The organism is Nocardioides aquaticus (genome assembly GCF_018459925.1).
GTDB classification, from domain to species: domain Bacteria; phylum Actinomycetota; class Actinomycetes; order Propionibacteriales; family Nocardioidaceae; genus Nocardioides; species Nocardioides aquaticus.
Genome location: NZ_CP075371.1, coordinates 3,785,427 through 3,810,652, shown reverse-complemented (window position 1 = coordinate 3,810,652; position 25,226 = coordinate 3,785,427). Strand labels below are relative to the sequence as shown.

Sequence of the window (25,226 nt, the reverse complement as noted above, 5' to 3'; positions counted from 1 at the left end):
CGGGTCAGCGGCCGGTCATCGACTCGACGTCGAGGGCGGCGTCCATCTCGGCCTCGGTCAGCTCCCCGCGCTCGACGAAGCCCATGGCCAGCACCGTCTCGCGGATGGTCCGGCCGTCCGCGAGGGCCTTCTTGGCGACCTTGGCGGCGTTCTCGTAGCCGAGGTGCTTGTTCAGCGGGGTGACCACCGAGGGCGAGGACTCGGCGTAGGTGCGCATCCGCTCGGCGTCGGCGGTGATGCCGTCGATGCAGCGCGCGGCGAGCACCGTGCTGGCGTGGGAGAGCAGCCGCACCGACTCCAGCAGGTTGCGCGCCATCACCGGCATGGCGACGTTCAGCTCGAAGGACCCGCTGGCGCCGGCGGCCGCGACCGTCGCGTCGTTGCCCACGACCTGGAAGCAGACCATCAGCGTGGCCTCGGGCAGCACCGGGTTCACCTTGCCCGGCATGATGCTCGAGCCGGGCTGGAGGTCGGGCAGGTGGATCTCGGACAGCCCGGTGGTCGGTCCGGAGCTCATCCAGCGCAGGTCGTTGCAGATCTTGGTGAGGCCGACCGCGAAGGTGCGCAGCGCACCGCTCAGCTCGACCAGCGAGTCGCGGGTGCCCTGGGCCTCGAAGTGGTTGCGGGTCTCGGTGAAGGGCTCGCCGGACAGCTCGACGAGCGCGGCGATCGCCTTCTCGGCGAAGCCGTCGGGGGTGTTGATGCCGGTGCCGACGGCCGTGCCGCCCAGCGGGAGCTCGCGCACCCGCGGCAGCACCGACTCGAGGCGCTCGGCGGCCAGGCGGGCGGTGGCGGCGTACCCGCCGAACTCCTGGCCGAGCATCACGGGCGTGGCGTCCATGAGGTGGGTCCGCCCGGACTTCACCAGGCCCGCGAACTCGGTCGCCTTGGCCTCCAGGCTGGTGGCGAGCACGTCGAGGGCCGGCAGCAGGTCGCCGGTCACGGCGCGGGTCACGGCCACGTGGATCGCGGTGGGGAAGGTGTCGTTGCTCGACTGGCTGGCGTTCACGTGGTCGTTGGGGTGCAGCTCGACCCCGGCCCGGCCGGCGAGCGAGGCGATCACCTCGTTGGCGTTCATGTTCGAGCTGGTGCCCGAGCCGGTCTGGAACACGTCGATCGGGAAGTGCTCGTCGTGCTCCCCGGACGCCACGGCGCGGGCGGCGTCGCGCACGGCGCCGGCCATCTCGGGGGCGAGGACGCCGAGGTCCTCGTTGGCCTGGGCGGCCGCGGCCTTGACCAGGGCGAGGCCCTCGATCAGCCGGCGCTCGATCGGCGTGCCGCTGATCGGGAAGTTCTCGACCGCGCGCTGGGTCTGCGCGCGCCACAGGGCGTCGCGCGGGACCTGCACCTCGCCCATGGAGTCGTGCTCGGTGCGGAACTGGCCGGTCTCGGTGCTCGGGCTGCTCATGGGGGTCAGGCTAACCAGGCCCCAGCCGGGTCGCACCGGCCCACCACCCGGTTCGTCACCCGGCGCACTAGGTTGTGCCGGTGACCGCGTTCTCCCGCTGGCTGGAGCAGCTCAGCACGCTGCAGGTGCTGCTGCTCCTCGTCGCCGTGGTGTTCGGCGCGTCCGTACTGGCCGCGGTGCTCGGGGGTGTCCTGGTCCGGCTGGGCAAGCGTCGGCCGGCCGTGGTGGAACGCGTCAGCAACCTCGCGATGGCCGTGATCAAGCTGTTCCGCCGCCCGCTGACGGTGGTGGTGCTCGACGAGGTGGCCGCGGTGATCCAGACCGGGCACTACACCAAGAACATTTCCGCGGCGCTGCTCGAGAACCACGACGAGCTCAAGGCGCTGGTCACCGAGAAGGTGCGCGACGACCCCAACTCCCGGTTGGTCAAGAAGCTGCCGGGCTACGAGGCGATCGTGTCCGAGGTCAGCGAGACCACGCTGCGCGTGATCATCGAGATGCTCAGCGACCCTCGCATGGACGAGCTGGTCTCGGACGTGCTCCGCAACAACCTGGAGCAGATCAAGCGCGCGGTGCGCGACCGTGAGCACGAGAAGGTCGGGGAGCTCGCGCCGGCCGACCCGATCCCCGCCACGGCCCCCGTGCCGACCACCTTCCGGGCGCCCCGACCGCCGCCGTAGCACCCCCCCGCGGGACCTAGCGGCCGGTCGGTTACACAGGTCGGTGCAGGTCACAGCGCCGTCACATCTCGGCTGCATCCTCGCTGAGGGGTCCGATCGGGGCTACAGTCGCGCCAGTCCGTGCCCCGGACGGCACCGTCTCGCGCCCTGGGCTGTCATCGAGTCGAGGGGGCGATGTGACCGGTCTGCCGTTCGGAGAGTGGCTTTCACAGAACCAGGCGGATGTCATCTTCCGCGTCCAGCAGCACTTCCTGCTGTCCATCTACTGCGTGGCGATCGCGGCCGTCATCGGCCTGCTGATCGCCCTGGCGACCTACCGGTACGCCTGGCCGGCGAACGTCTCGATCGGTGTGATCGCGGTGGCGTTCACGATCCCGGCGGTGGCGCTGTTCGGGTTCGTCTTCTCCTTGACCGGGGACGCGCTGCTCACCTTCATCCCGGTGGTGTCGATGTACGGCCTGCTGCCGATCACCCGCAACGCCGTCGTGGGGCTGCAGGCCGCCGACCCGGCCGTGATCGACGCGGCCAAGGGCATGGGCGTCGGCGCCTTCCGGATGCTGTGGCAGATCCGGCTCCCCATCGCCTGGCCGGTGATCCTGGCCGGGCTGCGCGTCTCGACCCAGCTGACCGTGGGGATCCTGGCCATCGGTGCCTTCATCGGCGACTTCGGCCTGGGCATCTACGGCTTCAATGCGCTGAACAACCTCGGGTCGGTCAACACCGGCAACGAGGCCCTCGCCTGCATCATCTTCGTGGCCGCCGTGGCTCTGGTCTTCGACGGCATCTTCGTCCTCATCCGCCGATTCACCACCCCGAGAGGTGCCCGTGCCTGAGCAGACCCTGGACAAGCCCGCCACCGCCGGAGGCTCCTCCGACGAGCCCACCCGCGGGGTACCCATCTCGCTGAAGAAGCTCACCAAGCGCTATCCCGGCACCGACAAGGCCGCGGTCGACGCGGTCGACATGGAGATCCCCGCCGGGGAGATCGTGGTGTTCGTCGGGCCCTCGGGCTGCGGCAAGACCACCACCATGCGGATGATCAACCGGATGATCGCGCCCAGCGACGGGGTGATCGAGATCGACGGCCGCGACGTGGCCTCGCTCAACGACACGACCCTGCGCCGCCAGATCGGCTACGTCATCCAGCAGATCGGCCTGATCCCGCACCTCACCATCGCCGCGAACGTGGCCCTGGTGCCGAAGCTGCTCAAGTGGGACAAGAAGCGGATCGAGGCCCGGGTCGACGAGATGCTGACCGTCGTCGGCCTCGACCCCGAGCAGTACCGCGACCGCTACCCCCGCCAGCTCTCCGGTGGGCAGCAGCAGCGCGTGGGCGTGGCCCGGGCGCTCGCGGCCGACCCGCCGATCATGCTGATGGACGAGCCGTTCGGTGCGGTCGACCCGATCACCCGCGGGCGGCTGCAGGACGAGTTCCGCAACCTGCAGAAGACGCTCAAGAAGACCATCGTCTTCGTGACGCACGACTTCGACGAGGCGCTCAAGCTGGGCGACCGGATCGCGGTGCTGCGCGAGGGCTCGCAGATCGCGCAGTACGACACCCCCGAGGCCATCCTGGCCAACCCGGCCGACGACTTCGTGGCCGGGTTCATCGGCGAGGGCGCGGCGCTCAAGCGGCTGCACTTCGAGCAGGTCTCCAGCCTCGAGATGGACCGTGCCGACGGGGGCGCCACCGACACCTCGGTCGCGCCGGGCGACAGCCTCTACCACGCGCTGGACCTGATGGTGGGCAGGGGCCTGTCGAACATCCCGGTGGTCGATGGCGGCCAGACCCGTGGCTCGGTGTCGGTGCAGGCGATCCTGGCCCGGGTCGGTCGCGCCGGCCACGGCGCGGGGGCCCCGACGTGAGCGCCGGCACCACCGAGCGCCCCGAGGTGGTGGCGCCGACCGACGAGCACGAGGGCACCGGCGGCGGACCCCAGGCGGCGGCGACCGGGCGCATCTTCGTGCTGCGCGACCTCGCCCTGCCGATCGTCATCGCGGCGGTGCTCGCGGCGCTGTACTTCTACGTGCAGGACCGCGACCTCGACAACATCGAGGTCAACATCCTGGACACGCAGTCGCTGGTGGACGCGACGATCGCGCACGTCTACATCAGCTTCACCATCGCGGTGCTGGTGGTCCTGATCGCGGTCCCGCTCGGCATCCTGGTCACCCGACCCCGTACGCGGCGGCTGGCGCCCCTGGTGCTGGGACTGGCGAACATCGGCCAGGCCGCCCCGAGCCTCGGTCTGCTCGCGCTGGTCGGGATCTACTACACCGGCTTCTGGGCCGTGGTCGCGATCCTCACCGCCTACGCGATCCTCTCGGTGCTGCGCAACACCATCGCCGGCCTCCAGCAGGTCGACCGTGGGGTCCTCGACGCCGCGAAGGGGATGGGGATGTCCCCGGCCGCCGTGCTGCTCAAGGTGGAGCTGCCACTCGCGGTGCCCATCATCGGTGCCGGCGCGCGCACGGCGCTGATCCTCGCGGTCGCCACCGTGCCGCTGGGGGCGTTCCTCAACGCCGGCGGTCTCGGGTCGCCCCTGATCGCCGGGATCAAGACCGACCGGGCCGTGGCGACGCTGGCCATCGCCGTGATCATCGCCTGCCTGGCGCTCACCCTCGACTGGGCCGCGGGCATCCTGCAGCGCTGGGCCACCCCGCGCGGCATCCGCTGACCCCCCGTACTGCTCCTCCTGCTCGACCACCACGAAGGGACACCTCATGACCATCCACCTGACCTCCCGCGGCTCGCGCCGCGTCCTGGCGGGGCTCGGCGCGGCCGCGCTGGCCACCACCCTGGCCGGCTGCGGCCTCGACGAGGGCTCGTCGGTCGGCAACTCCGTCGCCGGCGGCGGCGAGTGCGGCGGCCTGACCGCGGCCGGCGACGTCGACCCCGAGGGCCTCGACGGGGTCGAGGTCATCAGCGGGTCGAAGGACTTCGACGAGCAGCTCGTCCTGGGCCAGCTCACCGCGGACTACCTGTGCCTGTGGGGCGCGGACACCACGGCCGACCTGAACACCCAGGGCTCCACCGCGGCGCGCGAGAAGATCATCCGCGGCGACAACAACATCATGTGGGAGTACACCGGCACGGGGTGGATCAACTACCTCGGCAACGACAAGCCGATCTTCGACCCCGTCGAGCAGTACGAGGCCGTCAAGGAGGCCGACCTGGCCAACGACGTCTACTGGGGCCCGCTGTCGCCGTTCAACAACACCTACGCCTTCGCGGTGACCGAGGACTTCGCCTCCGAGACCGGCGTGGCGACCCACTCCGACATGGCGGCCTACATCGAGGAGAACCCCGACGCCTCCGTCTGCGTGGAGTCCGAGTTCGCCAACCGCCCCGACGGCTACCCCGGCTTCAAGGAGGCCTACGGGATCACCGGGGGCGACGAGCAGAGCCTGGGCACCGGCGTCATCTACACCCAGACGGGCCAGGGCAACTGCGACTTCGGCGAGATCTTCACCACCGACGGCCGGATCGCCGCCAACGACCTGGTGGTGCTCGAGGACGACAAGTCGTTCTTCCCGCTCTACAACGGCGTCCCGGTGACGTCGGTCGAGTACAACGACGCCAACCCCGAGGTCATGGAGGCGCTCGCCCCGCTGGCCGACTCGCTGACCACCGAGGTCATGCAGGACCTGAACACCCGGATCTCCGCCGAGGGCCAGTCGCCCGAGACCATCTCGAGCGACTACCTCGTCGAGGCCGGCTTCGCGACCGAGAGCGAGTGAGCCTCGGCGCACGCTGAACCACCAGCACCACCAGCACCACCAGCACCACCAGCTCAGCCCGACCGGGCCGTCCCTGCAGGGGCGGCCCGGTCGTCATCTCCCCGGACGGGTGACCGCCGGCTCCTAGGCTGCTGGAGTGACCAAGATCCCGAACCCCGAGCAGGCCGCGAAGCACGACCAGGACCCGTCCGAGGAGCCGGAGGGCCAGGTCAGCGAGGTCTCGACCATGGCGAACGCCGAGGACCCGATCCAGCCCGACCAGTCGGTCGCGGGGGCGCCCGACGACGAGGACGTCGACGAGGGCGCCCAGGGCCCCAACGCGAACCCCAACGCGGGGGCGCGCCGCACCTGATCGCGCGGGGACCCGCGCGTCCGTCCGGGACGTGCGACATGATCGACGCATGCTCCCGTCGTCCCGACGGGCCACCCTGCGGGGTGGCCCGACCCTCACCGCACTCCTCGGGGCCGGGCTGACGCTCGTGGTGCTGGCGCTGGTCGCCGGCCTGCTGGCCACGCCCGCCGGGTCCGAGGGACGCCGCGGCGACCGGCCCGGTGACCGGCCCGGTGAGCGGTCCGGTGAGCGGTCCGGGGACCGACGCGCCGCCCCGGCGCCCCGGCAGCTGGAGGAGCGCCCCAACGTCGTGGTGGTGGTGATGGACGACGTCTCCGTGGACCTGGTGCCCACGATGGCCCGGCTCGGCGGCCTGGCCCGCCAGGGCGCGACCTACGGCGACGCCCACGTCGTGAACACGCTGTGCTGCCCGTCCCGCGCGGCCACCTTCACCGGCCAGCCGCCGCACCTCAACGGGGTCATGACCAACACCTCCGGCGGTCCGTTGGGCGCCAAGGGCGGCTGGCGGGCGTTCCGCGAGAACGGCGGTCCGAAGCGCTCCTACAACGTCGCCCTGCAGGACGCGGGCTACCGCACGGGCTTCGTGGGCAAGTACCTGAACGAGTACGAGCCCGGGCAGCCGGAGGGGCCCAGGAGCCCGGTCCGCACCCCACCGCCGACCGTGCCCGGCTGGACCGACTTCGAGGCCTTCTCGGGCGGCGCCTACGACGGCTGGGACTACGCCCGCACCGTGACGGGCGCCGACGGGGACCTGGCGCTGCGCGCGGAGCCCGCCCCGCCCGCCACGGCCCCGGCCCGCGTCAAGGACCGCGCGTACGCCGGCACCGTGATCGCCGACCGGGCCCTCTCCCTCGCCCGGTCCTACGAGCGCAGCGACGAGCCGTACCTCCTGCACGTCGCGCCGTACGCCGCCCACGCCCGGACCGGCGACCCCGCCTATCCCCGGGACCCGGTCTTCCCGGCCGCGTTCCGCGACCGTCCGGGGGTGCGCAGCACGCAGGGCGACTGCGGTGCCCGCGCCTGCGGCCGGCTGTCGGTGCGCGACCTGCCCGGCTACGGCGACGACCCCCGCGACAACCGCCCCGTCCGGCTTCGTGGCGGCGAGCCGGTCACCACCGCGGGCTGGCGGCCCGACCGGGTGACCCTGTCCCGCGCCGACGCCCTGAAGCGCTACCGCGACCGGGCCCGGATGGTGCAGTCCGTCGACCGGATGATCGGCCGGCTGATGAGGGTCGTCGGGCCCGACACCTACGTGCTGATCACCTCCGACAACGGCTTCCACCTGGGCCAGCACGGCCTGGACGGGGGAAGGGCACGCCGTACGAGTCCGACACCCGGGTGCCGCTGGTCGTGGTGGGCCCCGGCGTCGAGCCGGGCCGTCGCGGCCAGGCCACCACGAACCTGGACCTCGCCCCGACGATCGAGCAGCTGGCCGGGCTGACGCCCGAGCGGTGGCGGGCGGGGAGCAGCCTCGTGCCGAGCCTGCGGGACCGACGCGCCCCGGGGGCGCGCTACACCTACGTCGAGCACCGGCAGGGTCCCGTACGGCCGGGCGAGCCGGACGCCGACGCGGGCAGCGGCGGACGGCTGGACGCGATCCCGTCCTACACCGCCGTCCGCGGAGAGCGCGGCCTGCTGGTCCGCGTCGACCTGGCGCGAGGCTGGCGCGAGGAGCGCTGGGCCTGGGAGCTCTACCCCGCCGGCCCCCGCTACGAGCGCACCAACACCTACGCCCGGATGCACGACCGGCCCTGGGTGCGCGACCTGCGTCGGCGCGCGCTGGCGTGGGAGGACTGCACCCCCGCGCAGTGCCGTCGCCTGACCGGCTGACCGGTTGTCCGGCTGACGGGCTGACCGGCTGACCGGGGCACCGCGCCGGTCCTAGGGTGGAGGGATGGACGCCGACCGCACGCCCGCAGAGCCGTCGAGGATGCGGATCGGCGACGCCGACCGCCAGCGCGTGGCCGAGGTGCTGCGCGAGGCCGCCGGCGAGGGCAGGATCGGCCTCGACGAGCTCGAGGAGCGGCTCGAGGCCACCTGGACCGCGACGGTCTACGCCGACCTGGTCCCGATCGTGGTCGACCTCCCCGGCGGTCTCGCCGCGGCCGGCACGTCCGCGCCGGCCCCCCGGGCGGCGGGGTCGTGGGACGCGGGTGGCGCCGCGGTGCGCCACGACACCAGCCTCGCGGTGATGAGCGGCCAGAACCGTCGCGGGGTGTGGGAGGTGGGTGAGACCCACACCGCGCTGTCGCTGATGGGGGGCGTCGTGCTCGACCTGCGCGAGGCCGTGCTGAGCGCCCGCGAGACCACGATCCACGCCTACGCGGTGATGGGCGGCGTGGAGGTGTTCGTCAACGCCGGGACCCGGGTCTCGGTCGAGGGGTTCGGCGTGATGGGCGGCTTCGAGCAGCAGCGGGACAAGGTGGAGCCGGTGCTGGGCCCGGACTCGCCGCTGGTACGGGTCAAGGGGCTGGCGCTGATGGGCGGCGTCACCGTCGTCCGCAAGCCGATGCCGGGGGAGAAGGCCAGGCGCCCCCGGCTGCTCGGCGGCTGAGCCGCGAGCTGCCGGGGGCGCCCGGTCGTGCTGGTCGTGCCGTCGGTCCCGGCCGGGCTCAGTGAGCCTCGGCCGCGGCCTTCTCGGCCCGGGCGCTGGCCTCCGGGTCGTTCTTCGCCGGGATCTCGCCGGCGTTGGCGAGGTCGATGGTGAGGTTGTCGCCGGTCTCCGGGTCGAAGAGGTGCATCTGGCGGGTGTCGACCCAGATCTCGGCCTGGTCGCCCTCGCTGATCCTGCTGGTGCTGTCGAGCGAGACCACGAGCTGGTTGCGCATGGTGTCGCCGTCGAGGTCGCGCTCGAGCTGGGTGAGCTGCGCCTTGACGGTCTCGTCGGCCTCGAAGGGGATGTAGGCGTACGCCTGGTTGCCCAGCCACTCGGTGACGTCGATCTGCGCGGTGAAGACCGACCCCTTGCCGCGCTTGTCGTCGTCGACGACGGAGGCGTCCTCGAAGTGCTCGGGGCGGATGCCGGCGATGAGCAGCTTGTCCTCGGGCACGTCGCGCACCTTCTCGGCCGGGATCGACACCGTCCCGAAGGGCAGCTCGACCTGACCGCCACGCACCGTGGCCGGCAGGAAGTTCATCGGCGGTGAGCCGATGAAGCCGGCGACGAAGAGGTTGCCCGGGTTCGCGTAGAGCTGCCGCGGCGAGGCCAGCTGCTGGAGGACTCCCCGCTTGAGCACGGCCACCCGGTCGCCCAGGGTCATTGCCTCGGTCTGGTCGTGGGTGACGTAGACCGTGGTGATCCCGAGCCGCTTCTGCAGCCGCGAGATCTCGGTGCGCATCTGCCCGCGCAGCTTGGCGTCGAGGTTCGACAGCGGCTCGTCGAAGAGGAACGCGTCGGCGTCGCGCACGATCGCACGCCCCATCGCCACCCGCTGGCGCTGGCCGCCCGACAGGTTGCCGGGCTTGCGGTCGAGGTGCTCGTCGAGCTCGAGGGTCTTCGAGGCCTCGCGCACCTTCGTGTTGACCTCGCTGTCCGAGGCGCCGGCCAGGCGGAGCGGGAAGGCGATGTTCTCGAACACCGTGAGGTGCGGGTAGAGCGCGTAGTTCTGGAAGACCATCGCCAGGTTGCGGTCGCGGGGCGCGAGGTCGTTGACCTTGCGGTCCCCGATGATCATGTCGCCACCGCTGATGTCCTCCAGCCCGACGATCATCCGCAGCAGCGTGGACTTCCCGCAGCCCGAGGGGCCGACGAGGATCATGAACTCGCCGTCGGCCACGTCGATGGAGACGTCGTTGACGGCGGGGAACCCGTCGCCGTACTTCTTGACGATGTGGCGCATGTTGATGCCGGCCATGGCGTTACCCCTTCACTGCGCCGGAGGTGAGGCCGGCGACGATCTTGCGCTGGAACAGCAGGACGATGATCACGATCGGGATGGTGGCGACCACGGCCGCCGCGGCGAGCAGCGACGCGGGCCGGTTGAACGGGTCGGCCCCGACGAAGAACGACAGCGCCGCCGGGATCGGTCGCGCGGCCTCGGTGGAGGTCAGCGAGATGCCGAAGACGAAGTCGTTCCAGGCGAAGAAGAAGGTCAGGATCGCGGCCGTGAAGACCCCGGGAGCCGCGAGCGGCACGATGACCTTGCGGAACGCCTGCCACGACGTGGCGCCGTCAACCTGGGCGGCCTGCTCCATCTCCCACGGGATCTCGCGGAAGAAGGCCGACAGGGTCCAGATCGCCAGCGGCAGCGTGAACGACATGTAGGGGATGATCAGCCCCGGCCAGGTGTCGTAGATGCCGATGGTGCGCCACAGGTCGAACAACGGGCCCACCAGGGACACGACCGGGAACATCGCGATCACCAGCGCGGTGGTGAGCACGAACTTCTTGCCCTTGAACTCCAGCCGGGCGATGGCGTACGCCGCCAGCGTCGCGATCAGCACCGAGAGCGTGGTGGCGATCAGCGAGATCCCGATGGAGTTGATGATCGCGCGACGGAACTGCTCGTCGGCGAGGACGTCGCTGTAGTTGGCGAACCCCGCGGCGCCGCCCGAGGACGGGAAGAACCCGGGGGAGCCGTTGGTGATGGCTTCCTGGGACTTGAAGGACAACGAGATGATCCAGGCCACCGGCAGCAGGCACCAGGTGAGGATCAGGAGAATGCCCACGGTGAGGCCGATCTTCTGCTTCATGACGTGCTCACCCCTGCCGTGCGTTGGAAAGGTCGACGCGGAAGACCTTGACGATGGCGAAGGCCACGATCAGCACCGAGAGGAACAGCAGCACCGAGAGCGCGGAGCCGATGCCCAGCTGGAACTGCTCGATCACCTGCCGGTAGGTCAGGAACGAGATGGACTCGGTGCCGTTGGCGCCGGCGGTCATGACGAAGATGTTGTCGAAGATCCGGTAGGCGTCCAGCGCTCGGAAGAGCACCGCGACCATGATCGCGGCCCGCATGTTGGGCAGGATCACCTTGAAGAGCCGCTGGAACCAGGTCGCGCCGTCGACCTTGGCGGCCTCCAGCATGTCCTCGGAGACCTGCGCCAGGCCGGCCAGCAGCAGCAGCGACATGAACGGCGTGGTCTTCCAGATCTCGGAGACCATGATCGCGATGATCGAGGTCTCGTACTGCGCGAACCAGTTGAAGTCGTCGCCGATGAACGGCAGCCAGGAGTTCACGAAGCCGTTGGTGTTGGAGAAGGCGAACTGCCAGGCGAAGCCCGAGACCACGGTGATGATGCCGTAGGGGATCAGGATCGAGGTGCGGATGACGCCGCGGGCGAAGATCACCCGGTGCATCACCATCGCGAAGGCGAAGCCGATCACCAGCTCCACGAACACGGTGACGACCATGATCATCACGGTGTTGAGGGTGGTGGTCCAGAACAGCGAGTCGGTCAGGGCGGTCAGGTAGTTGCCCAGGCCCACGAACTCGCGGTCGTCGGGGGCGGTGAGGGTGTAGGAGAACAGCGACAGGTAGAGGGCCCGCGCCATCGGGAACGCGGTGACCAGCAGCATCAGCACGATCGCCGGTGCCACCAGCTTCCGGCCCAGGCTGTTCTCGGCCTTGAGCCGGTCGGAGGCCTCGGGGGTCTCCTTCCTGCCCTGCTTGCGGGTCCCGCCCTGGCGGGGTGCGGTCACGGTGCTCACAGCAGTGCCTCCCCGGAGAGGACCTCGCGCAGGAAGTCGGCCGACTCCTCGGGCGTCGAGTCGGGCGAGACCGACGTGGGCGAGTGCCACACCGACTGCACGGCGCTGGAGATCTGGCTGTAGAACGCGCTCTTGGGTCGTGGCGCCCCGGTCTCGATGCTCTCGCGGTAGAGGTCGAGCAGGTCGGCCGGGTAGGCGTCCTGGAGCTCGGGGGAGTCGTAGACCGAGTTGCGCGAGGGCATCAGGCCGTCGGTGACGGCCAGTGCGGACTGCGCCTCTGCCGAGGTGACGCACACGGCCGCGTCCTGGGCGAAGTCGAGGTTCTCGGAGTAGGCACCCACCCCGATGTCGATGCCGCCGATCGGCGGCCGGGACTCCTCGCCCTCCACCGTCTGCGGGTAGCGGGCCCAGGCGAGGTCCTCGAACTCCTGCTCGTCGGCCGGGCCGCCGACGGCTCCGATGGTCGACTCGTAGTTCTTGTAGACGAACGTCCAGTTGTTCATGAACTCCCCGGGTCCGCCGTCGTCGGGGAACATCCGGCCGAGGCTGGTGCCCTCGTTGGAGGTCGTGAAGTCCGGCTGCGTGGCGCCGGAGTCCGCGAGCTGCTGGATGACCGCCGCCGCGGCCTGACCGGCCTCGGAGTCGATGGTGACCTCGGCGTCGCGCCCGGCCTCGGTGTCCTCGATGATGGCGCCACCGGCGCCGGCGATGAGGGAGTTGATCCACACCACGTACGCCTCGTAGCGGTTGGCCTGCACGCCGACGGTGGCGCCCTCGACGGAGGCGGCGGCGTCGATCACCTGGCTCCAGGTCACGGGGGAGTCGGGCCCGATGTCCAGCCCGGCGGTCTCCGCCAGCGACTCGCGGTACCAGAGCACCTGCGTGTTGGCCCACTGCGGCGCGGCGACGACCTCGTCCTCCCAGACGACGGTGTCCGCCGCGCCGGCGAGCACGTCGTCGTCCAGCACCGCCTCGGCCCGGTCGCCGGTGAACGGCTCCAGCCACCCGGCGTTGGCGAACTCGGCGACGAAGACCGGGTCGAGGCTCATCAGGTCGGTCGAGCTGTCACCGGCCGCGAGCCGGCGCGCGAGCTGCGTGCGCTGGTCGGTGGCGCTGGCCGGGAGCAGCTGGATGGCGATGTCGTACTCGTCGGTGCTGCACTCCTCGGCCAGCATCGTGAGCGTGTCCTGGCCGTCGGGGTTGATGTACCAGTTGAGCGTCGGCTTGCCGCTGTCCCCGCCGCCGCACGCGGTCAGCAGTGCTGAGCCGCAGGCGAGCGTGGCGAGCGCGGCGACCAGGCGACGTCGGCGGGGTCCCTGTCGTGCCTGCATGAGTGCCTCTCCGTCGAGGTGTGGATGTGGCTGGTGGGGCGTCTACGGACCCACGACCGTAGTGTGAGTCAGGTCACCGGCACAATGCACCCCCTGTGGGTTTCTGCAGGTGGGATCAGTGGGAGGAGCTGCTCGCGATGGCCTCGGTGACCTTCGACGGCGCGCAGCGGTGGTACCCCGGTGCCGAGGCGCCCGCCGTGCCCGGCCTCGACCTGCTGGTGGAGGACGGCGAGGTGGTCGCGCTGCTGGGGCCCGCGGGGTCCGGCAAGTCGACCGTGCTGCGGATGCTCGCCGGCCTCGAGGAGGTCAGCAGGGGCGCGGTCCTCGTCGGCGACCGCGACGTCACCACCGTGGCGGCCCGCGAGCGCGAGGTCGCCGTGGTGTTCCAGAACTACGCGCTGCACCCGCACCTCAGCGTGGCGGACAACGTCGGCTACGCCCTCGAGCTGGTCGGGGTGCCCGAGGACGAGCGCCGGTCGCGGGTCGAGGAGGCCGCCGGGCTGCTCGGGCTGACGGACCTGCTCGACCGGCTGCCGGAGGCGCTCTCCGGCGGGCAGCGCCAGCGGGTCGCGCTCGGACGGGCGGTGGTGCGGCGACCGCAGGTGCTGTGCCTCGACGAGCCGCTGTCGAACCTCGACCCGGGGGCGCGGGCCCGCGCGCTGGACGACCTTCCGGGCCTGCTGGCCCGGGTGGGTGTCACCACGCTGGTCGCGACCCGCGACCCCGCGGAGGCGGCCGCGCTGGCCCACCGGGTCGTGGAGCTGCGCGACGGCCGAGTGCAGCCGTAGGGGCAGCCGGTAGCGGTCAGGAGGCCCGGTCGGCCGTGCGCCGCACCAGGGCCACGATCGTCGGCCACAACGGCTCGGGCAGGTCGTGGCCCATGCCCTCCACCACGACCAGCTCGGCGTCCGGGACGGCCGCAGCGGTGGCCCGGCCGCCGGAGAGGTGCACCATCTTGTCGGCGTCGCCGTGCAGGACCGCTGCCGGCAGCCGCAGCCGTCGCAGCGCCGCACTGCGGTCGGGCTGCGTCAGGATGGCCATCGTCTGGCGCAGCACCCCGCTGGCGCTGGCCCCGCGGTCGAACGTCTCCTCGGCCTGCGCCTCGATCGCCGCGCGCGGCCGCTCGTAGGCCGGCGAGCCGATCGCGCGCCAGGTCGTGACGCTGGTGGCCACGAACGCCTCCCGGCCGCCCTTGCGCGGCAGGGCGAGCATCGGCAGCAGCGTGGGGTTCTGCCAGCCGACCGTGCGCTTGCCGGTCGTCGACATGATGCTGACCAGCGACCGCACCCGGCCGGGACGCGTCACCGCCATGGTCTGCACGATCATCCCGCCCATCGAGACCCCCACCACGTGGGCGGTGGGCAGGCCGAGGTGGTCCAGGAGCCCGAACGCGTCGTCGGCGAGGTCGGTCAGGCTGTACGGCGCGCTGGCCGGCAGGCCGACGAACGCGCGCACGAGGGCGGTGCGCCCGACGCGGCCGGTGCCCCGGCTCGAGCGACCGGTGTCGCGGTTGTCGTAGCGGACGACGAAGAACCCGCTGCGGGCGAGGTCCTCGCAGAGCCCGGGGGACCACCAGTTCATCGGCCCGCCGAGCCCCATCACCAGCAGCAGCGGCTCGTCGGAGGGATCGCCGAAGGTCTGGTAGCAGAGCTCGACGTCGTGGCTGACCGGGGCGAAGAGCTCCTCGGAGACGGCGACGGGGGTGGGGGTCGAGGCCATGGGTCCAGTCAAGCGCACGACCGTGCTCCGACCGGCCCGGTCCATTCACCCCCGTGGGCGAGGTGGAGGGTCTAGCGTCCGCTGTGTGACCGGCGTCTCACCCACCGCGTCCTTCCTGCTCCCGGAGGGTTTCGCGCCCCCCGGAGCGGCTGCCGTGCTGCGCGAGGCCGGGGTCGTCGGGGAGGCCGGGCGGGCGCTGTGGCACGCCGCCGGGGAGCACCGACGCCGCCGCGCGCTCCCGTACGCCGAGCGCAGCCGGCCCCGCGACGCGGAGCCGGTGGTGCTCGTCCCCGGGTTCCTGGCCGGCGACGGCTCGCTGACCGTGCTGGCCGCGGGGCTGCGCCGCGCCGGTCGGCGGACCTACCGCGCCCAGATCCACGCGAACATCGGCTGCACCGCGTCGGCCGCCGACCAGCTCGAGTCCCGGATCGAGTCCGTGGCGGCGCGTCGCGGGTCGCGGGTGCAGGTGGTCGGCCACAGCCTCGGCGGCATGCTCGCGCGCGGCCTCGCCGTGCGGCGCCCGGACCTGATCTCCGGCATCGTCACCCTCGGCAGCCCGATGCTCGCGCCGGGGGCGCACCACGTCTCGCTGAGCGCGAGCCTGGAGCTGCTGGTGCGGCTCAGCGCGGCGGGGTGGCGCGGGCTGATGGCCGAGGACTGCGTCAACGGGCGGTGCGCCCGGGCGAGCTTCAACGAGACCCGGGCCCCCGTGCCGGACGAGGTGTCGTTCACCGCGGTGTGGTCACGGCGCGACGGGGTCGTGGACCACCGCGCCTGCGTCGACCCCGAGGCGACCTCGGTGGAGGTGCGCGCCACGCACCTGGGCATGGCGCTCGACCCGCAGGTCCTCGCCGTCGTGGTGGAGGCGCTGGGACGTCACGACCTGCCGGAGGTCGGCACGACCACCGCTCGTGCGGCGGCCCGGCTCACCGGTCCCCGGGGTGGGGTCGGGGTCGGGGTCGGCTCAGCGGTCGAAGTCGATCGCGGAGAAAGCGCGTAGCTTCGCCAGCCGGTGCTCGGAGGTGATCGAGCGGATCGTGCCGCTGCGCGAGCGCATCACCAGCGAGTGCGTGGTCGCGCCGCCCCCGCCGTAGCGCACGCCGCGCATCAGGTCGCCGTCGGTGATGCCGGTGGCCACGAAGAAGCAGTCGTCGCCGGTGACGAGGTCCTCGGTGGACAGCACGTGGTCCGGGTCCAGGTCCAGCCCCGCGTCCAGCGCCTTCTGGCGCTCGGCGTCGTCGGTCGGCCAGAGCTGGGTCTGGATGACACCGCCCATGCACTTCATCGCGCAGGCGGTGATGATGGCCTCCGGGGTGCCGCCGACGCCCAGCAGCAGGTCGACGCCGCTGTCGGGGCGGGCGGCCGAGATCGCGCCGGCGACGTCACCGTCGACGATGAACTTGATCCGGGCGCCGGTGGCCCGGATCTCCTCGGCGAGCTTCTCGTGGCGCGGGCGGTCGAGGACGACGACGGTGACGTCCTCGGCCTTGCCGCCCTTGGCCTTGGCGACCAGACGGATGTTCTCGGCGACGGGCAGCCGGATGTCGACGTGCTCGGCGGCCTCCGGCCCGGTGGCCAGCTTGTCCATGTAGAAGACGGCGGACGGGTCGTACATGGAGCCGCGGGGGCTGACGGCGAGGACCGCGACGGCGTTGCTCATGCCCTTGGCCGTCAGGGTCGTGCCGTCGATCGGGTCGACCGCGACGTCGCACTCGGGGCCCGTGCCGTCGCCGACCTCCTCGCCGTTGTAGAGCATCGGCGCGTTGTCCTTCTCGCCCTCGCCGATGACCACGGTGCCGCGCATCTGGATGGTGGAGATCATCACCCGCATCGCGTTGACGGCGACGCCGTCCGCGCCGTTCTTGTCGCCCTTGCCGACCCATCGGCCGGCCGCCATCGCCGCGGCCTCGGTGACGCGGACGAGCTCCAGCGCGAGGTTGCGGTCGGGCCCGCCGGGGGCGGTGGCGATGGTCTCGGGCTCCACGTGGGTCATGGGCGGGATGCTAGCCGTAGCCGGGGACCTGGGAGGATGACGACGTGAGCGAGACGGGGAGCGCGGGCCGGCCGGGACGCTACTCACGGTCCTTCGGTGGTCTGGTCGGAGCGATGGTGGTCACCGTCGTCGGGGTGCTCGTGGTCTTCGGCCTGCGGAACCTGACCAGCGACGAGGACGTCTTCGACCGGGAGCCCGTCGACTACCTCGCCCTGGTGCGCGACGTGCAGGTCGCGGGCGTCGACGTGATCTACCCCGCGACGCTGCCGTCGGGCTGGGGTGCCACCGACGTCGACTTCACCCCGGCACCCGAGCCCGCCTTCGACCTGTCGGTGCTGACCTCGGACTCCGAGTACGTCGGCTTGCGGGTCGCGGACGGGTCGCTGGACGACATGCTGGAGTCCCTGGTCGACGAGGACTACTCCGAGCGTGACCCGCTGGTCTTCTCCGGCGCCGAGGCCGAGGGCCTGGTCGCCACGCGGTGGGAGGGCTTCGGCGACGAGGGCGGTGACACGGCGTACGCCGCCGAGGTGGACGGGCAGCAGGTGCTCGTCTACGGCTCGGCCTCGCCGCAGGAGCTCTCGGGCTACGTCGCGCGGCTCACCGACGTGCCCGTCGAGGGCGCCTCCGACGCCGACCAGGACCGTCAGCCGGGCGGCTGAGCCGGCGGGCTCGTCCTCGTCGTCTACTCCTCGTCGTCCTCGCGGTCGGCGAGCACGGCGTCCAGGCGCTCGCGGGCGCCGGCCAGCCAGGTCTGGCAGATGCCGGCGAGCTCCTCGCCGCGCTCCCACAGCGCCAGCGACTCCTCCAGCGAGGTCCCGCCGGCCTCGAGCAGGCGGACGGTCTCGACCAGCTCGGTGCGTGCCTGCTCGTAGGACGGGCGGTCGTCGGTGCTCATCGGTGCTCCTCGGGTGCGGGTGCGGGGGTGGGGGTGGTGCCGGCGACGGTGACGTCGGCGCGGCCGTCGGCCAGGCGTACCGACAGCGCACCGCCCGGGGCGAGCGCGGCGACGCTGGTCACGACGTGGCCGCCGGCGTCCTGCACCACGGCGTACCCGCGCTGCAGCGTCGCCAGCGGCGACAGCGCCCGGGCCCGGGCCCGCTGGTGGTCGACGTCGTCGGCGGCGCGGTCGAGCCGGTGGCCCAGGGTGCGTCGGGCGCGCCCGAGGAGCGCGACCAGCTCGTCGTCACGGGTGTCGATGAGGTGGCGCGGGTCGGCCAGCACCGGACGGGTGCGCAGGGCCAGCAGCCCGGCCTCCTCGCGGGCCAGGAGCCCGCCGAGGGCGGCGCGCATCCGCTCGCGGGCGTGGGCGACGGCGTCGAGCTCGCCCACCACGTCGGGCACGACGAGCTTGGCGGCGTCGGTGGGGGTCGAGGCGCGGACGTCGGCGACCAGGTCCAGCAGCGGCTGGTCCTGCTCGTGCCCGATGGCCGAGACCACCGGGGTGCGCAGGGCGGCGACGGCGCGGACGAGCGTCTCGTCGCTGAACGGCAGCAGGTCCTCGACCGAGCCGCCGCCGCGGGCCACGACCACGACGTCCACGGCGGGGTCGCGCTCGAGGCGCTGGAGGGCCTCGACCACCTCGCCCGAGCAGCGGGGCCCCTGCATGGTGGCGTAGGCCGTCGTCAGCTCGACCCCCGGCCACCGGCGGCGTGCGTTGTCCACGACGTCGCGCTCCGCGGCCGAGCCCGGTGCGGTGACCAGCCCGACCCGGCGGGGCAGGAAGGGCAACGGGCGCTTGAGGTGGGCGGCGAAGAGGCCCTCCGCCGCCAGCAGCTGCCGGCGCCGCTCGAGACGGGCCAGCAGCTCGCCGAGGCCGACCATCCTCAGCTCGCGGACCTCCAGCGAGAACGAGCCGTTGGCGGCGTAGTAGGACGGCTTGGCCTGCACCACCACGCTGGCTCCCTCGACCAGGGGCGGGTCGAGGGAGTCGACCAGCGCACGGGGGACGGTCAGGCGCACCGACACCGAGGCCAGGGAGTCGCGCAGGGTCATGAACACGACCGAGACCCCGGGACGGCGGTTGACCTGGGCCAGCTGGCCCTCGACCCAGATCGGGCCCAGCCGGTCGACCCAGCCGGCCACGGCGGTGGCGACCTGGCGCACCGGCGCCGGCGCCGCGGCGGAGGTCTCCAGGGCCATGGCGGGACAGTAGCCGTCGGCCCCGACACCGGTGCAGCGACGGGGCGGGACCGGTGCAGCCGGGGGCGGGACCGTGCAGCCGGGGAGCGGCGACCGTGCCGCCACTAGGATGGGGTCATGACGACCGACCTCGGCACGCCCACCGTGCTCCCTCCCGACGAGGCCGAGCGCGCCGTCCTGCTGGCAGCGCCCCGCGGGTACTGCGCCGGCGTCGACCGCGCCGTGGTGACGGTCGAGAAGGCGCTCGACCTGTACGGCTCGCCGGTCTACGTGCGCAAGCAGATCGTGCACAACAAGCACGTCGTGGCCGACCTCGAGGCACGCGGCGCCGTGTTCGTCGACGAGCTCGACGAGGTGCCGACCGGGGCGACCGTGGTGTTCTCCGCCCACGGGGTCTCCCCGCAGGTGCACAGCGACGCCGCCGAGCGTGAGCTGAAGACGATCGACGCCACCTGCCCGTTGGTCACCAAGGTGCACCACGAGGCCCGTCGGTTCGCCGACGAGGACTACGACATCCTGCTGATCGGCCACGAGGGCCACGAGGAGGTCGAGGGCACCGCCGGCGAGGCCCCCGAGCGCATCCAGCTCGTGCAGAGCCCGGACGACGTCGCCTCGATCCAGGTGCGCGACCCCGAGCGGGTGGCCTGGCTGTCGCAGACCACGTTGTCGGTCGACGAGACGATGGAGACCGTCGCGGCCATCCGCGAGCGGTTCCCCGCGCTGCTCGACCCGCCCTCGGACGACATCTGCTACGCCACGCAGAACCGGCAGCTGGCCGTGAAGGACATCGCCCGGGACGCCGACCTGCTGATCGTGGTCGGCTCCGGCAACTCCTCCAACTCGGTCCGGCTGGTCGAGGTGGCTCTCGAGGCCGGCGCGAAGGCCTCCTACCGCGTCGACGACGCCTCCGAGATCGACGAGGCCTGGCTCGACGGCGTCCGCACCGTCAGCGTCACCTCGGGCGCGAGCGTCCCGGAGAACCTCGTCGACGGCGTCCTGGACTACCTCGCCGAGCGTGGCTACCCCGACGCACGGGCCGTGCTCACCGCCGAGGAGTCGCTGATCTTCTCGCTTCCCAAGGAGCTCCGCCGCGACCTGAAGGCCGCCGGCCGGAGCTGACCGGCCAGCGGGGGCGGCGGAGCACGGTCGTCAGTCCCCGTCCCGCCAGCGCGACCAGCAGCGCCGCGACGCCGCCCACGAACCACCACCGGCCGGCGGTCTCGTCCGCGGCTCCGTCTGCGGCTCCGTCTGCGGCTCCCTCCGCCGCGGAGCGGGCCGCAGTCCGGTCCGCGCCGACCCCGAGCAGCAGCGGGTCCGCGCCCGGGGTCACCGCGAGGACCTCCTCGCCGCGCCCGTCCCAGCCGGTCGTGCCGGCGGTGTAGGCGGCCCGGTCGAGCAACCGGTCGAGCTGACGGTCGCCCTCCGCGCCTCGCGGGGCCCACCCGCCGAGGAGCAGCAACCGCCGCCCGTCGTCGTCCACCGGCTGCAGGGCGGCGTACGCGGTCCCGCGCGCGACGTCCGGGAGCCCGCTGGTGGCCCGCAGCCCGAGCGGGGCCCCGAGGGCGGCGGCGTCCGCGGCGGTGGCCCCGACCAGGACGCCGGAGCGGTCGCCGGTCAGGAGAGTGCCGCGCAGAAGGGTGCCGGGCGCGACGACGTGGACCGGCCGGACTCGCGACGCGGCCTGCTGGAGGGCGGCGACCACCGGGGCCGCCCGACGGGCGGCCGCCACCGGGTCGGTACCGGTGGTGCCGAGGTCGACGGTGATCCCGTCGCCCGGCGTCGGGTGGCCGCCCGGACCGGCCAGCGCCGTGGCGGCGGCCAGCAGGCCGGCGTCGCGGCCGTGCAGGAGCAGCGCGGGCACCCCGTCCACGGTCCGCACCGTGCGCCGCACCGGTCCCGGTGAGGGGCGGAGCGCGACCAGACGCTGGTCGCGCGCGACGTCCGGGACGGCTGCGTCGTCGGCCCTCAGGCCGATCGAGGCGGTCGGGTAGCGCGCCGCGAGGGCGCCCACGGCGGCCAGGCCCGCCCGCAGGGTGCCCGGCCCGGCGTCGGCGGGCACCACCACGTCGAGCCGGGACGAGGCGGCCGGGAAGAACGAGCCGGGGCCGGGGTCGGGCGCTGCGGCCGCTGCGGGGCCGGTGAGCAGGGCGAGCAGGAGGACCGGCAGGGCGAGGGCCGTGCGCACGCGCTCCCCGCCTTCCGTCTGCGTCCACGAGCGTGGCTCGTGAGATCCTGGGCGCCCAGGACGATACAGGCGCTGCGGCGCCGGGAGCAGGCAGGAGCGGCCGTGGCCAGGTTCGTCGACGTCCACCCGGAGGACCCCCAGCCCCGGCGGCTGGCGCAGATCGTGCAGGCGCTGCAGGAGGACGCCCTGATCGCCTACCCGACGGACTCGGGGTACGCGCTGGGCTGCCGGGTCGGCAACCGCGACGGCCGCGACCGGATCCTGCGCATCCGAGGCCTGGACGAGCGCCACCACTTCACCCTGGTCTGCCGGGACTTCTCCCAGCTCGGACAGCTGGTGCAGGTGGAGAACCACGCCTTCCGGGCGATCAGGTCCGCGACGCCCGGGCCGTACACGTTCATCCTGAAGGCCACGCCGGAGGTCCCGCGGCGCCTGCTGCACCCGAAGAAGCGCACCGTCGGCGTCCGGATCCCCGACCACCCGTTCGTCACCGCGCTGCTCGACGAGCTCGGCGAGCCGATGCTGACCAGCACGCTGATCCTGCCGGGCGAGGACGAGCCGCGCACGGTCGGCTGGGAGGTCAAGGAGGACCTCGACCACGCCGTCGACCTGGTGGTCGACGCGGGTGAGGTGTCGGCCGCGCCGACGACGGTGGTCGACCTCTCGGAGGGCACCGCCGAGGTGCTCCGGGTCGGCGCGGGGGACCCGGGCCCCTTCCTGGAGGACTAGTCCTGCAGGGGTGGGTCTCAGCCGACGCGGCGGTCGGGCTGTGGGGCGGCCGCGACCGGCTCGCTGGCCGGTGCCACGCGGCGCGTGGCCCGCTGGCGCACGACGAGGACGGCGAGACAGAGGGCGTACCCCGTGCCGAGGGCCACCATGTGGTGGGCCAGCCCGGTCACCGTGGCCTGCACGACGCCGTCGGAGGACCGGGCGAGCACGTCGGTGTCGGCGATGGCCAGCAGCACGCACACGGCGAGCATCAGCAGCGGCGGCAGGACCCCGATCGTGAAGAAGTCCCGGGGGCGTACCGCCAGGGCCATGCCCACGCAGACGGCCACGAAGCTCAGGTCGAAGAAGAAGGACAGCGAGTCGTCGAGCAGCAGGTCGACGGTCACCGCGGTCATGGTGAGCGCTGCAGCGAGGGCGACGACCTCGTGACCGGGTTGTCGCCCCTCCTCCCACAGCGTGCGGGCGCTCATATCGCCACCGTACGGTCCGGCGGGTCCTCCGGCGCCGCGCCGCGCCGGTCCACGGCCCGCAGGCCCACGGTGCGCGGGGGCGCCAGCTCGTCGTGGGTCACCCCGAGCTCCTCGAAGCGGCGGGCCGAGACGAGCACGCGGGTGTCGAGGGAGCCGACGGCGCTGTTGTAGTGGCCGACGGCGGCGTTGAGGGAGCGGCCGACCTGGTCGAGGTGGCCGCTCCAGGTGGCCAGCCGGGCGTGCAGCTCCCGGCCCAGCCGGTGCACCTCCTGCGCCTGCTCGGTGAGCGCGGCGTGGCTCCACCCCAGCGCCACGGTGCGCAGCAGCCCGATCAGGGTGGTGGGGGAGGCCAGCACCACGTGGCGGGCCGCCGCGTGCTCCAGCAGGGCCGGTTCGGTCTCGAGGGCGGCGGCGAGGAACGACTCGGCCGGCACGAAGAGGACCACGAAGTCGGGCGACCCGGGCAGCGAGCGCCAGTACGACTTGGCGGCCAGGGCGTCGACGTGGGTGCGCAGCTGACGGGCGTGCCGCACCAGGTGCGCCTCGCGCTCCTCGTCGTCGGTGCTCGTGGTGGCGTCGAGGTAGGCCTCCAGGGGCACCTTGGCGTCCACCACGATGCTGCGCCCGCCCGCGAGCCGGACCACCAGGTCCGGGCGCAGGGCGCCGGCGTCGAGCGCCTCGGCCCCGTCGGGGCCGTGCAGGCGGACCTGCTCCTCGAAGTCGCACCGGTCGACCAGGCCGGCCAGCTCGACGGCCCGGCGCAGGTGGAGCTCGCCCCAGCGGCCGCGGACGGCGGGCTTGCGCAGCGCGGTGGCCAGCGAGGCGGTCTCGCGGCGCAGGCTGTCGGTCGTGTGGCGGACGTCGTCGACCTGCTGGTGCAGCCGGCTCTGCCAGGACACCCGGCTGTGCTCGAGGTCGCGCATCTGGTCGTGCAGGCGGTCCAGGCTCTCGCGCAGCACCGCGGCCTCGGCGGCGCTGCTCTCGCGGGCGGCCTGGTCCGCGCCCCCGGCCGCCGCGCCGCCCGCCGCGGCCCGCGTCCTCAGGGCGCCGAGCGCGTAGCCGACGGCGCCGCCGACCAGGAGCGCGAGCAGCACGCACACCAGGACCAGCACGAGCAGGGGCGTCTGGGTCTCGGAACCGGTGGTCATGGCCCCAGCCTGGGGCAGGGCGCCGACAGCCCCCGGGATCAGAGGTCGGGGGGCGCGGCGTGCCGCTGCGTCGCGGCGGCGTCGCGGACCAGCGCGGCGGTGGTCGGGGCGGCGAAGAGGGTGCCCTGGGCCAGGGGGACCCCGAGGGAGCGCAGGAGGTCCCGCTGGTCGGTCGACTCCACGCCCTCGGCGACCGCGGTGAGGCCGAGGTCGCGCAGCATCGTGACGACGTGGCCGAGCAGGACCCGCGAGCTGTCGTCGTCGCGCGCCGACACGAGGGCCTGGTCGATCTTGACCCACCGCCACGGCCAGCTGTGCAGCAGCGCGAAGGTGGCGTGCCCGCCGCCGAAGTCGTCGACCGCGAGCCCGATCCCGGCCTGGTCGAGGTCGCGGGCCACGGCGTCGTGGGCCCCGGTCCAGCGCCCGATCTCGCGCTCGGAGATCTCCAGGACCAGGCGGACGTCGGTGCCCGCGACGGCGGCGGCGAGCGCGGGGACCAGGGCGCTGCCCGGGACGAGCTGCTCGAACTCCACGTTGAGGCACAGCCACTGCGGGGTCTGGCTGTCGCGGGCGATGGCGGCGACGGTCTCGACGGCCTGGGCGGCGACGACCTCGGTCAGCTCGTCGAGCATCTGGGTCCGCGACGCCGAGCCCACGAGCAGCAGGGGCGAGACGGTGCCGAGGTCGCCGTGGTCGGCGCGGACCAGGGCCTCGTAGCCGACCACGCGTCCGCTGCCGAGCAGCACCATGGGCTGCAGTGCGATCCCGACACCGCCCTGGTCGAGCAGGTCGCGCACCAGGGTCTTCTCGTCGTACCAGCGGGGCGGTGCCACGTCCTCCCGACCGCGCTTGGCCGCACGCATCGCCTCCTCCGCCGCGCGCAGCAGCGCGTCGGGGTCCTCCTCGGAGCTGACCGAGACGACGCCGCCGATGCTGACGTCGACGCTGAGCAGCCGGTCGCCGACGGGGATCGGCTGGTTGACGGTCCGCCGCAGGCGCGTGCGGGTCTCGGTGAGGCCGTCCTCGCCGTCCAGGCGGCGCACGACGCAGGCGAACTCGTCACCGCCCACGCGGCCCACCACGGAGTCCGGGGGGAGCGCGGCCAGCAGGCGGCGGGCCACCTCGCGCAGGACGGCGTCGGCGTCGAGGTGGCCCAGCTCCTCGTTGATCTGCTTGAAGCGGTCGAGGTCGAGGAAGAGCACCCCGAGCTGCTCGCCGTCCTCGCGGCGGCGTGAGGCGGTCGCCAGGAGGTCGGGGAAGATGCCGTGGCTCCACAGGCCGGTGAGGTCGTCGGTGAGGGCCCGACGTCGCAGCCGGGCGTCGCGCTGGGCGTGCCGGGCCGAGGTGGTGGCCATGGCGGCCAGGGCGACCAGCAGCCGGCGGTCGAGGTCGCTGAAACCTTGGGAGCCGGTCTCGCGGCGCGCGAGCAGCACCCGTTCGTCGAGCAGGGGGACCGAGAGCGCGTCCGGTCCGTGCGTGTCCGCCGTAGCGGGCTCGATGGTGACGGTGGCCTCCACCGCGTCGGCCGCCCACTGCACCAGGCGCCGGTCGATCTCGTCCTCGGCCCAGGGCATCGCGGTCGCGGCATCGAGCAGGACGTGGATGACGTCCCGCCCGACCGGGTCGGGACCAATGGACGTGCGGGGCATGGGGACGAGGGTAGGGGTCGCGGCGCGCC

The 25,226-nt window shown here is 73.0% G+C and carries 27 protein-coding genes; 14 read left to right on the top strand and 13 right to left on the bottom strand.

The window, feature by feature from the left end:
* Positions 1-4: 4 nt before the first annotated feature.
* A complete protein-coding gene (locus ENKNEFLB_RS18505; protein WP_214056711.1) occupies positions 5-1,408 on the bottom strand; it encodes a class II fumarate hydratase in 1,404 nt (467 codons plus the stop codon).
* An 80-nt stretch (positions 1,409-1,488) separates the two neighbouring features.
* Between ENKNEFLB_RS18505 and ENKNEFLB_RS18500 the strand changes: the two genes are divergently transcribed.
* From ENKNEFLB_RS18500 to ENKNEFLB_RS18460, 9 genes are all read left to right on the top strand, one after another.
* A complete protein-coding gene (locus tag ENKNEFLB_RS18500; RefSeq protein WP_214056710.1) occupies positions 1,489-2,088 on the top strand; it encodes a hypothetical protein in 600 nt (199 codons plus the stop codon).
* A 176-nt stretch (positions 2,089-2,264) separates the two neighbouring features.
* A complete protein-coding gene (locus ENKNEFLB_RS18495; protein ID WP_214056708.1) occupies positions 2,265-2,921 on the top strand; it encodes an ABC transporter permease in 657 nt (218 codons plus the stop codon).
* Positions 2,914-3,954, top strand: coding sequence for an ABC transporter ATP-binding protein (locus ENKNEFLB_RS18490; RefSeq protein ID WP_338040922.1), 1,041 nt, complete (start codon positions 2,914-2,916; stop codon positions 3,952-3,954). The genes ENKNEFLB_RS18495 and ENKNEFLB_RS18490 overlap by 8 nt, the downstream gene beginning before the upstream one ends.
* Positions 3,951-4,766: an ABC transporter permease gene (locus tag ENKNEFLB_RS18485; protein ID WP_214056706.1), complete on the top strand. Its 816-nt coding sequence runs from the start codon at positions 3,951-3,953 to the stop codon at positions 4,764-4,766. The genes ENKNEFLB_RS18490 and ENKNEFLB_RS18485 overlap by 4 nt, the downstream gene beginning before the upstream one ends.
* A gap of 46 nt (positions 4,767-4,812) precedes the next feature.
* The gene (locus ENKNEFLB_RS18480; protein ID WP_214056705.1) at positions 4,813-5,829 is read left to right on the top strand and encodes a glycine betaine ABC transporter substrate-binding protein; all 1,017 of its coding nucleotides are present in this window, start codon (positions 4,813-4,815) and stop codon (positions 5,827-5,829) included.
* A gap of 136 nt (positions 5,830-5,965) precedes the next feature.
* On the top strand, positions 5,966-6,181 hold the full coding sequence (locus ENKNEFLB_RS18475; RefSeq protein ID WP_214056704.1) for a hypothetical protein: 216 nt from the start codon (positions 5,966-5,968) through the stop codon (positions 6,179-6,181).
* Between the two features lie 49 nt (positions 6,182-6,230).
* Positions 6,231-7,622 carry a sulfatase-like hydrolase/transferase gene (locus ENKNEFLB_RS18470; protein ID WP_214056703.1) on the top strand — a complete coding sequence of 464 codons (1,392 nt, stop codon included), beginning with the start codon at positions 6,231-6,233 and terminating at the stop codon, positions 7,620-7,622.
* Positions 7,520-8,011, top strand: coding sequence for an alkaline phosphatase family protein (locus tag ENKNEFLB_RS18465; RefSeq protein WP_214056702.1), 492 nt, complete (start codon positions 7,520-7,522; stop codon positions 8,009-8,011). The genes ENKNEFLB_RS18470 and ENKNEFLB_RS18465 overlap by 103 nt, the downstream gene beginning before the upstream one ends.
* A gap of 64 nt (positions 8,012-8,075) precedes the next feature.
* The gene (locus ENKNEFLB_RS18460) at positions 8,076-8,735 is read left to right on the top strand and encodes a DUF1707 SHOCT-like domain-containing protein (protein WP_214056701.1); all 660 of its coding nucleotides are present in this window, start codon (positions 8,076-8,078) and stop codon (positions 8,733-8,735) included.
* A gap of 58 nt (positions 8,736-8,793) precedes the next feature.
* Here the strand turns inward: ENKNEFLB_RS18460 and ENKNEFLB_RS18455 are convergent, their stop codons facing one another.
* From ENKNEFLB_RS18455 to ENKNEFLB_RS18440, 4 genes are read right to left on the bottom strand one after another with little or no spacing between them, the layout of a single operon-like run.
* Positions 8,794-10,035, bottom strand: coding sequence for an ABC transporter ATP-binding protein (locus tag ENKNEFLB_RS18455; RefSeq protein WP_214056700.1), 1,242 nt, complete (start codon positions 10,033-10,035; stop codon positions 8,794-8,796).
* A gap of 4 nt (positions 10,036-10,039) precedes the next feature.
* Entirely contained in the window at positions 10,040-10,873 is an 834-nt protein-coding gene (locus ENKNEFLB_RS18450) for a carbohydrate ABC transporter permease (RefSeq protein WP_214056699.1), read from the bottom strand.
* A gap of 7 nt (positions 10,874-10,880) precedes the next feature.
* The gene (locus tag ENKNEFLB_RS18445) at positions 10,881-11,831 is read right to left on the bottom strand and encodes a carbohydrate ABC transporter permease (protein ID WP_246535658.1); all 951 of its coding nucleotides are present in this window, start codon (positions 11,829-11,831) and stop codon (positions 10,881-10,883) included.
* A complete protein-coding gene (locus ENKNEFLB_RS18440) occupies positions 11,828-13,162 on the bottom strand; it encodes an extracellular solute-binding protein (RefSeq protein ID WP_214056698.1) in 1,335 nt (444 codons plus the stop codon). Before ENKNEFLB_RS18440 ends, ENKNEFLB_RS18445 begins: the two co-directional genes overlap by 4 nt.
* A 95-nt stretch (positions 13,163-13,257) precedes the next feature.
* Here ENKNEFLB_RS18440 and ENKNEFLB_RS18435 point away from each other — a divergent pair, with 95 nt between their 5' ends.
* Complete coding sequence (locus ENKNEFLB_RS18435; protein ID WP_246535657.1) at positions 13,258-13,950, top strand: ABC transporter ATP-binding protein; 693 nt, start codon at positions 13,258-13,260, stop codon at positions 13,948-13,950.
* Positions 13,951-13,966: 16 nt separating this feature from the next.
* On the opposite strand, the gene ENKNEFLB_RS18430 is transcribed toward ENKNEFLB_RS18435, so the two are convergent.
* Positions 13,967-14,881 (bottom strand): alpha/beta fold hydrolase, encoded by a 915-nt coding sequence (locus tag ENKNEFLB_RS18430; protein WP_214056697.1) that lies wholly within the window; start codon positions 14,879-14,881, stop codon positions 13,967-13,969.
* Between the two features lie 85 nt (positions 14,882-14,966).
* Between ENKNEFLB_RS18430 and ENKNEFLB_RS18425 the strand changes: the two genes are divergently transcribed.
* Positions 14,967-15,881: an alpha/beta hydrolase gene (locus tag ENKNEFLB_RS18425; RefSeq protein ID WP_214056696.1), complete on the top strand. Its 915-nt coding sequence runs from the start codon at positions 14,967-14,969 to the stop codon at positions 15,879-15,881.
* Here ENKNEFLB_RS18425 and glpX read toward each other — a convergent pair.
* Complete coding sequence (glpX, locus tag ENKNEFLB_RS18420) at positions 15,846-16,874, bottom strand: class II fructose-bisphosphatase (RefSeq protein ID WP_214056695.1); 1,029 nt, start codon at positions 16,872-16,874, stop codon at positions 15,846-15,848. The genes ENKNEFLB_RS18425 and glpX overlap by 36 nt on opposite strands.
* Before the next feature lie 44 nt (positions 16,875-16,918).
* On the opposite strand from glpX, the gene ENKNEFLB_RS18415 reads away from it, so the two are divergent.
* Entirely contained in the window at positions 16,919-17,536 is a 618-nt protein-coding gene (locus ENKNEFLB_RS18415) for a DUF4245 family protein (protein ID WP_214056694.1), read from the top strand.
* A gap of 23 nt (positions 17,537-17,559) precedes the next feature.
* Here the strand turns inward: ENKNEFLB_RS18415 and ENKNEFLB_RS18410 are convergent, their stop codons facing one another.
* Complete coding sequence (locus tag ENKNEFLB_RS18410; protein ID WP_214056693.1) at positions 17,560-17,772, bottom strand: exodeoxyribonuclease VII small subunit; 213 nt, start codon at positions 17,770-17,772, stop codon at positions 17,560-17,562.
* Positions 17,769-19,016: an exodeoxyribonuclease VII large subunit gene (gene xseA, locus ENKNEFLB_RS18405; RefSeq protein ID WP_214056692.1), complete on the bottom strand. Its 1,248-nt coding sequence runs from the start codon at positions 19,014-19,016 to the stop codon at positions 17,769-17,771. The genes ENKNEFLB_RS18410 and xseA overlap by 4 nt, the downstream gene beginning before the upstream one ends.
* 117 nt (positions 19,017-19,133) lie before the next feature.
* On the opposite strand from xseA, the gene ENKNEFLB_RS18400 reads away from it, so the two are divergent.
* Entirely contained in the window at positions 19,134-20,135 is a 1,002-nt protein-coding gene (locus ENKNEFLB_RS18400; RefSeq protein WP_214056691.1) for a 4-hydroxy-3-methylbut-2-enyl diphosphate reductase, read from the top strand.
* Here ENKNEFLB_RS18400 and ENKNEFLB_RS18395 read toward each other — a convergent pair.
* Positions 20,059-21,201 (bottom strand): hypothetical protein, encoded by a 1,143-nt coding sequence (locus tag ENKNEFLB_RS18395; protein WP_214056690.1) that lies wholly within the window; start codon positions 21,199-21,201, stop codon positions 20,059-20,061. The genes ENKNEFLB_RS18400 and ENKNEFLB_RS18395 overlap by 77 nt on opposite strands.
* A 102-nt stretch (positions 21,202-21,303) precedes the next feature.
* Between ENKNEFLB_RS18395 and ENKNEFLB_RS18390 the strand changes: the two genes are divergently transcribed.
* Positions 21,304-21,930: an L-threonylcarbamoyladenylate synthase gene (locus tag ENKNEFLB_RS18390; RefSeq protein ID WP_214056689.1), complete on the top strand. Its 627-nt coding sequence runs from the start codon at positions 21,304-21,306 to the stop codon at positions 21,928-21,930.
* Between the two features lie 17 nt (positions 21,931-21,947).
* Here the strand turns inward: ENKNEFLB_RS18390 and ENKNEFLB_RS18385 are convergent, their stop codons facing one another.
* The 3 genes from ENKNEFLB_RS18385 to ENKNEFLB_RS18375 are packed head-to-tail and all read right to left on the bottom strand — an operon-like array spanning position 21,948 to position 25,197.
* Positions 21,948-22,400: a DUF6542 domain-containing protein gene (locus ENKNEFLB_RS18385; protein WP_214056688.1), complete on the bottom strand. Its 453-nt coding sequence runs from the start codon at positions 22,398-22,400 to the stop codon at positions 21,948-21,950.
* Positions 22,397-23,548, bottom strand: coding sequence for a DNA recombination protein RmuC (locus ENKNEFLB_RS18380; RefSeq protein ID WP_214056687.1), 1,152 nt, complete (start codon positions 23,546-23,548; stop codon positions 22,397-22,399). The genes ENKNEFLB_RS18385 and ENKNEFLB_RS18380 overlap by 4 nt, the downstream gene beginning before the upstream one ends.
* 38 nt (positions 23,549-23,586) lie before the next feature.
* Positions 23,587-25,197, bottom strand: a complete 1,611-nt coding sequence (locus ENKNEFLB_RS18375; RefSeq protein ID WP_214056686.1) for a bifunctional diguanylate cyclase/phosphodiesterase — start codon at positions 25,195-25,197, stop codon at positions 23,587-23,589.
* Positions 25,198-25,226 lie beyond the last annotated feature (29 nt).

Coding starts and splice junctions, on each gene's coding strand:
- xseA (WP_214056692.1), bottom strand. CDS start 19,016: ATGGCCCTGGAGACCTCCGCCGCGGCGCCGGCGCCGGTGCGCCAGGTC.
- ENKNEFLB_RS18450 (WP_214056699.1), bottom strand. CDS start 10,873: ATGAAGCAGAAGATCGGCCTCACCGTGGGCATTCTCCTGATCCTCACC.
- ENKNEFLB_RS18440 (WP_214056698.1), bottom strand. CDS start 13,162: ATGCAGGCACGACAGGGACCCCGCCGACGTCGCCTGGTCGCCGCGCTC.
- ENKNEFLB_RS18430 (WP_214056697.1), bottom strand. CDS start 14,881: ATGGCCTCGACCCCCACCCCCGTCGCCGTCTCCGAGGAGCTCTTCGCC.
- ENKNEFLB_RS18480 (WP_214056705.1), top strand. CDS start 4,813: ATGACCATCCACCTGACCTCCCGCGGCTCGCGCCGCGTCCTGGCGGGG.
- ENKNEFLB_RS18460 (WP_214056701.1), top strand. CDS start 8,076: ATGGACGCCGACCGCACGCCCGCAGAGCCGTCGAGGATGCGGATCGGC.
- ENKNEFLB_RS18380 (WP_214056687.1), bottom strand. CDS start 23,548: ATGACCACCGGTTCCGAGACCCAGACGCCCCTGCTCGTGCTGGTCCTG.
- ENKNEFLB_RS18455 (WP_214056700.1), bottom strand. CDS start 10,035: ATGGCCGGCATCAACATGCGCCACATCGTCAAGAAGTACGGCGACGGG.
- ENKNEFLB_RS18470 (WP_214056703.1), top strand. CDS start 6,231: ATGCTCCCGTCGTCCCGACGGGCCACCCTGCGGGGTGGCCCGACCCTC.
- glpX (WP_214056695.1), bottom strand. CDS start 16,874: ATGACCCACGTGGAGCCCGAGACCATCGCCACCGCCCCCGGCGGGCCC.
- ENKNEFLB_RS18375 (WP_214056686.1), bottom strand. CDS start 25,197: ATGCCCCGCACGTCCATTGGTCCCGACCCGGTCGGGCGGGACGTCATC.
- ENKNEFLB_RS18385 (WP_214056688.1), bottom strand. CDS start 22,400: ATGAGCGCCCGCACGCTGTGGGAGGAGGGGCGACAACCCGGTCACGAG.
- ENKNEFLB_RS18505 (WP_214056711.1), bottom strand. CDS start 1,408: ATGAGCAGCCCGAGCACCGAGACCGGCCAGTTCCGCACCGAGCACGAC.
- ENKNEFLB_RS18400 (WP_214056691.1), top strand. CDS start 19,134: ATGACGACCGACCTCGGCACGCCCACCGTGCTCCCTCCCGACGAGGCC.
- ENKNEFLB_RS18410 (WP_214056693.1), bottom strand. CDS start 17,772: ATGAGCACCGACGACCGCCCGTCCTACGAGCAGGCACGCACCGAGCTG.